We start from the raw sequence: 6671 nt of genomic DNA on the forward strand, positions 1-6671 counted from the left end.
GCCCGTGCGGCATCCGGGAATGCCCGCCTTTGCCCCGGCCCGGGTGGCGCTGGAGCCGCTGCGGGGCAAGTACCGGGCAGCGGCCTCCGGCGCGCCTGCTCAATCCGCGAGTCCGGCGGCAGGATCGGCGGCGGAGGCGGCGCAGGGCGTTCGTCATCCCGCGGTTCCGGCCGTTCCGCCAACGCCCGCCCTGCCGGCTCGTCCTGTCCAGCACACGCCTCCCGTCCAGCACGCAGGTCCGGTGGAGCCGGTACGGCCGGTTGCGCCTCCGGTAGAGCCGGTGCGGCCAGTCGCGCCCGTGGTGGAGCCTGTCCGGCCGGTTGAGTCGGTCGCCGCGCCGGTGCATCGCCCACCAGCCGCCGAGACCCATCAACCCGTCCCGCCAGCGCCGCTCGCGGAACGCCCGGCCGACGCGCGCGAGGAGCCGATCGCGCCTGCTCGGGTCGAGGCGGTCACGCCCCCGGAGCCCGTCATCCCCGTGGAATCGCGGTACGATCCGTCAGCGCACGCTGCGGTGGACGGCGGGTCCGTGCGGCGGGAAACGTACGATGAGGAGGTGGAGGTCGTTTCCGGCGAGTCCCGCCCAGTGCCGGGCGAGGAGCCGCGCAAGCGGTCGCGGGCCGGATGGTACGCGCTCGCCGGGCTGGTGATCCTGGGACTGCTGGGATGGATGGCGTATCCATACGCCGCGCAGGTGTTCGCCGGCGGCAGCGCGGAAAAGCCGGCCCCCGCGCGCCCGGTGCAGGCCGCCGCCGCGGTGGCCCCCGCGCCGCCGTCCGGCGCGCCGATGACGGTGCTGCTGCCCAACAACATGACCGTCGCGGTACCGAACGACTGGATCCGGACCGACACGGCCGGCCGGGCGGTAGCCGCCGCCGCGACTCCCGCCGCGCCGCCGCAGACCCTGGACGTGCGGCGGGACACGGCGTATTCCGCCATCCGCAACGACGACAAGGGCCAGGCCGCCGCGATCCTGAACGCGCGGTTCTACGCGGACGACATTCCGCAGAAGGAGATCCGCGAGGCTTCGGATGCGGATCTCAAGGCGCTGGACGGCGTGCTGCGCGCCCGGATCGAGACGTCATCGGGGGGAACGCTGCTGGCCTGGACGGGTTCGGAGCGCAGGACCATCAACGGAATCACCGCGCTGGTGAGCGACTACCGGCGCGGGACGGGAACCACGGCGTTCCGCGTGCGGATGGTGCGCGTGTTCGACATGGCGCACTCGCTCATCATGACGGTGGAGTACCGGGAGGACCGGGCGGCCGAACTGAAGCCCGTCACGGACCGCATCATCGCCAGCCTCGCCCGTGCGCCCGGCGCGCAGGAGGACACGACGTCGCCCCGACTCGGCTGCGTCGAAACCCGCGGGTGGAACGGCGGATTCGGCATCCGCGGCGACGGCGCGCAGGGATTCCGCCGCCAGCCGCCCGCGCGCCGACTCCGCGTCCCGGCGCCGCGCGGCGGATTCCACCTCCAGGCGCCGCGCGGCGGATTCCACCTCCACCCGCCGCGCGACGGGCACCGCGGCGAGCCGCCCCGCATCGGCATCCGCCCGCCGCGGCGCGGACACCGCGACCGCGAAGGCAAAGTCGCGGCGCAGCCCGTGACATCCTGCGGGTGAGCGAGCGTGCGTCGCACGAAAGCGCGTCAACGTGACGGGGGCGCTGGTACCAGCCGTTCACGTGCGGGCGCTGGGCTCCGACGGACGGCCGGACGGCCCGTCCATGCGCGCCCGGTTCGCATCGTTCTCGGGCTCCGCGGGCGCGAGGAGTCCGGGGCACGCCGCGCCCGCCAGCGTCCCGGGCGACGGTTCGGCCCGGGATCCTTCAGTCGCACAGGCGGCGGCGCGTCGGAGAATCCGGCGCGCTGCTCCTTCAGGATAACACTCAGGCGCCGAGGCGCTACGCGAGCAGTGTTTCTCAACACGCTCTCAGGGTGACGCTCAGGCGCCGAGGCGCTACGCGAGCATCGTTTCTCACAACGCTCTCAGGATGACACCCAGGCGCCGAGGCGCTCCGCGAGCAGTGCTTCTCAACACGCTCTCAGGATGGGACTCGGGCGTTGAGGTGGGTGGCACGCGATGTCGCGAACGCGCTGGGCAGAAACCCGGCGCGCGTGAACGGCCTCGCTGCACAGCCCCGACGGCGAGAAGCTGTCAGCCCGCGATCGGGGATGACGATCCGAAAAACGGCCGGCCTCCGCGAGCGGGGGCCGGCCGTTTCTGCGTGGCGCGATGGCGTGAGCGCTAGAAGGTCCAGGCGCCCGACAGGCTCACCGAGCGATACCGGTAGTTGCCCGCGTCGCCGGTGGAAAGCTGCGACAGGCCCGTGTTGGCGAAGTTGCCGGAGAGCACGACGCGCCGCCCGGGGATGAAGACGTACGCCACGCTCCCCCCGCCGCGCACAGAGCCGCTGGGGTCGCCGTCGCTGCGCACCTTCTGCAGCCCGGGCGCCACCTCGGCATTGAGCGACCAGTGCCGCGTCTCGCGCAGCCACCGCGCCGTCAGCTCGGCCAGGCCGTAGAAGTCCGGATCGAAGTAGCCGTCCGACAGGTCGCGGCGGAACCCGAAGGCGCGCACGCCCAGGCCGAGCGTGACCGGGCGCGACAGGCGCCGCGCGACCGCCAGGCTGCCGTTCCACCGCTCGTTGCTGTCCTGCGACTCGCGGCTGGTGAAGCGCGCGCCCCCCGCGCCGCCGGAGAGCGTCCACCCCTGCGCCGGCGCCCAGTTGGCCCAGGTGGAAAGCTCGTCCACGTACACCTCGTTGGCGATCAGCACGGCGGTGGCGTCCAGCGGAGAGCGGCCGGCGGTCAGGCCGGCCGTGACCGGGTAGCGCGCGGGCGATCCGAGCGTGGCGCGAAGGGTGGGAATGGGATCGGCCGCGTCCTCCAGCCGGCTGGCGCCCACCGTGCCGGACACGCTCCACCCCGGCTCCAGCTGCGTCCACAGGGTCAGCGCGCCGCCGGTGGTGCGCGTGTCCAGGTAGAAGCCGTCCGCGACCCCCTCGTCGCCGATGCGGCTCTGCCGCGCGTACAGGTCCGCGCGAAGCTCCACGCTGGCCAGCGGGCGGTACGCGGCGGTGGCGGAGGTGGTGAGGATGCGGTTCTGGTCCGAGTCCGTCTCGTACACCTGCGCGGCGTTCACCCGCGGGGCCACGGGCATGCGCGCCCACCGCAGGGCCTCGCGCGCGTCGCGGTCCGTGGGCGCGATGCGGACGGCGCGCTCGGCGGCGTTCAGCGCGGGCGCGTCCCTGCCCTGCCAGCGCAGCGTCTGCGAAAGCCCCACCCACGCCGTCGCGTCGTTCGCGTTCCGCGCAATTACCTGCCGCCACCGCTGCTCCGCCAGCACCAGCCTGCCGCGCCACGCCGCCACCCGCGCCAGCCCGCGCTGCGCCTCCACCTCGTCCGGCGCGATCCGCAGCACGTTCTGGTACACGGATTCGGCGGAATCCAGCCGCGCGGCCCAGGAAAGCACCTGCCCCAGCCCCAGCAGCGTGGGCACGTCGCGCGGATTGCGCCGCAGCAGCGAGTCGTACGCGGCCTCGGCGGCGCGAAAGCGGGATGCCCAGGCCAGCACGCGCGCCTGGTCCAGCCCCACGGAGCGGTCGTCCGGCGTGATCTGGGCGATGCGGCCGTAGGTGGAGAGCGCGTCGTCGTAGTTGCCCGCCCACGACGCGAACTGCGCGCGGGCCTGCAGCGCGGGAAGGTAGCCCGGATCGGCCGCCAGCAGCGGATCCAGCGCCGCCGCCGCCCTCGCGGGATCGCCGCGCCAGGCCAGCACGCGGGCCCGGTCCACCTGCACGTCGCGGTTGCCAGGCTCCAGCCGCAGCAGCCGGTCGAACAGCACCAGTGCCTCGTCGTACTTCTCCGCCCAGGCGCGCAGGAGCGCCACCCGGTGCAGCGCGCGCGTGTCCGCCGAGTCCGCGCGCAAGCGTGCCTCGTACAGCGGCTGCGCGGCGCGAGTGTCGCCCGCGGCCCAGGCGCGGTCCGCCTCGTCCTGCGCGTGGGCGGGCGCGACGGCGGCCAGCAGCGCGGCGGCCAGGGCGAGCAGGACGCGCTTCATCGTCCGCCCTCCGCCTCCGGGCGCAGCGTGCGGAACACCTCACGCATGGCACCGTAGACCGGCCGCACGCGCGGCCGCCACTTCGGCTCTTCCCACGTGGGCCACGAATACAGCGCCACGTCCGCCGCGCGCCCCGAGGCCGGCCACTGCCGCCACGCCACGCCCTCGCGCGCCGCCGCGACGATGCGGATGCCGTCCACCGTGGTCGTGCCGAAGTCGCCGGGCGTCTGCCCCTCCGGATCCTGCAGCACGCGCCGGTCGCTGGGGTCGGTGAAGTTCAGCAGCCCCCAGGGAATGCGCACCTCCAGCACGCCGCGCGCGTCGTCCCGCTCCCACAGCCCGTCGGGGAGCGCGCCGCGGCGCAGCAGCCCGCGGTCGTAGCCCAGCGCGGGGAACTCCGTTCCGTCCCGCGCAAAGCGGCGGCGGTTGGGGACCACGAGGAGCGAATCGTACACGCCGTCCTCGTTGGCCTGGCTGATGAACGGCCGGTTGAAGCGCATCTGCCATCGCCCGCTGAAGAAGCCGGGAAGCGGCTGCTCAATGGAGGGTCCGGCGGTGGGCTGCCCCGCCATCCCCTCGCGGCGCTCCACGCGGAACGGGTTGGACGACGGGTCCGCCATCACCCGCACCTCGTCCCCCGTCGCGCGGACAACGAACTCCACCCCGACGGGGAGCCGCGCCCCCACCCGCCCCGGCAGGCGAAAGTCGCCCGCCGCGGGCTTGAGCACGTCCATCCCCACCATCAGCTCCGGGGGAAGGCGGCCGCCGTCCCCTTCGAAGCGGAGCCACAGGTACGCCTCATCCGACGCGGCGCGCAGGGTGCCGCCCTGCCCCGTGTACAGCGGGCGGATGCGGCTCCATCCCGCGGCGCGGTCCGCCAGCGTGGCGCCGGGCACCACCTCGCCCGGGTCCATGGCGATCATCCCGTAGTGCTGCTCCGCGTCCAGGCGGTTGAACCAGAGGCGGTTGCGCTCCAGCGGGATCTCGAACTCGATGGCGATCCAGTTCTTCTTGAACCACTCATCGATCCACGCGAAGATCATCCCGCCCGCCATCCCCGCCTCGGCGATCTCGCGGGTGAGGCGCGCGTCGATCTGCGCCATCTGCTGCTCCGTCACCCCGCCGTGGTGAAACCCCTGCGGCTGAAAGTGCGCGTTCCCGATGCTGGTGGGCACGCCGTACTCGGAGATGACGACGGGAAGGTGCGTATGGTGCCGCTTGAGCTCCGTGAGGTAGCCGAAGTAGTTGCTGCGCCCCTCCGGGGACCGCGCCTGGTTGTAGCCCGGGTCCAGCACCAGAAAATCCGGGTAGTACGGATAGGCGTGGTAGCTGGCGAAGTAGCCGGCGGGAAGGAGCGCGGTGGGGGTGACCAGGTTGGCGTCCAGCCCCGTGGCGTCGTTGTCGTACTCCAGCGGCTTGCTTTCCACCCGCTCGCCCAGCCGCTCGCGGATGGCGATCTCCTCCGCCACGGTGCTTTCCGTGGGGTGCGTGAGCGGGTCCAGCGTGGGCCAGTTGGTGTAGGCGACGGGCCGCTGCGCGTGGTACGTGTCCGTCTCGTACGCGACGATGTACTCGCTGGCCCTGCCCAGCCACGCGTCCATGGGCGTGCCGCCCTCCACCGTCAGAAAGCGCCCGCGGAAGCCGCGCAGTTCCGGGCGCCGCCGGTTGAACGCCACCACGGAAAACGGCTCCCACTCGCGCCCGATGATGTACGCCATCACCCAGGGCGACACGTCCGCCGTGTAGTAGCCGGAGGCGTGGCCCGGGCGCGCGGGGATGTCGGCGCGGCCGTGCAGCAGGTCCACGACGTAGCGCATTTCCTGAAAGAACTCGCCCTCCCACGCGGGGTCGGCAAAGTCGTCTTCCGGCGGAAGCTCCGCCCACACGCCGTGCACCAGCCAGAGCGGCGCGTCGGGATGCGCCAGGTTCCACGCCCGCAGCGCGGAGTAGAAGTGCGGCGGGTGGATGGTGTACGCGCGGATGCTGTTGGCGCCCATCTCCGCCATCTGCCGGATCCACTGCGCGTACACGGCGGAGTCCGGAAACTCGCTGGGGTGCTTGCCGGGAAGCGCCGCGCCCAGGTTGACGCCCTTCCAGTAGAACGGCTGCCACCCGCGCGCCGTGCGCACCTCAAAGTGGTCGCCGCGCGTGCGCGAGGGGTACACGAGCGTGTCGGGGCGCACGAGCGGCGCGCGCACGGGGCGGGCGGCGGGCGCCGGGCCCAGCCGGGCCAGAAAGTCGCGCGCGTCCGCGTTGGACGGGTCGATGCGCTGCGCGCGGGTAAAGGCGGCGCGCGACGCGTCCTGGTCGCCCAGCCGCCACGTGGCCAGGCCCAGCCCCACGAGCGCATCCACGTTGTCCGGCGACTCTGCCACCACGCCCTGGAACAGGCGGCGGGCCTCCTCCGCGGCGTTCTCGCGCAGCGCGGCGTAGCCCAGGCCGGTGCGGGCGCCCAGGTGCGCGGGGCACAGCCGCAGCGCCTCCGTGAACTCCCGGCGCGCGGAGGCGGCGTTGCCGGCGCGGTAGGCGGTCCATCCCGCTTCGGCGCGCGGATTTCCGGCCGCCGGGCACTCCTGCGCGTGCGCCGGGAGCGCGAACAGAACGGCGG

At 73.6% G+C, this 6671-nt stretch carries 3 protein-coding genes; 1 reads left to right on the forward strand and 2 read right to left on the reverse strand.

Annotation, left to right across the window (positions count from 1 at the left end):
* The first annotated feature begins 514 nt into the window (after positions 1-514).
* A complete protein-coding gene (locus VF665_RS01240; protein WP_331051577.1) occupies positions 515-1624 on the forward strand; it encodes a hypothetical protein in 1110 nt (369 codons plus the stop codon).
* A gap of 624 nt (positions 1625-2248) precedes the next feature.
* On the opposite strand, the gene VF665_RS01245 is transcribed toward VF665_RS01240, so the two are convergent.
* Both VF665_RS01245 and VF665_RS01250 read right to left on the reverse strand, forming a co-directional pair.
* Positions 2249-4063, reverse strand: a complete 1815-nt coding sequence (locus tag VF665_RS01245; protein ID WP_331051578.1) for a tetratricopeptide repeat protein — start codon at positions 4061-4063, stop codon at positions 2249-2251.
* The coding region (locus VF665_RS01250) for a tetratricopeptide repeat protein (RefSeq protein WP_331051579.1) at positions 4060-6671 on the reverse strand (2612 nt) is incomplete at its 5' end. The genes VF665_RS01250 and VF665_RS01245, both read right to left, overlap by 4 nt.

It is taken from the genome of Longimicrobium sp. (assembly GCF_036387355.1).
Taxonomy (GTDB): Bacteria; Gemmatimonadota; Gemmatimonadetes; order Longimicrobiales; family Longimicrobiaceae; genus Longimicrobium.

Excerpts from the sequence above, each read along its gene's own strand:
- VF665_RS01245 (WP_331051578.1), bottom strand. The coding sequence starts at position 4,063 with ATGAAGCGCGTCCTGCTCGCCCTGGCCGCCGCGCTGCTGGCCGCCGTC.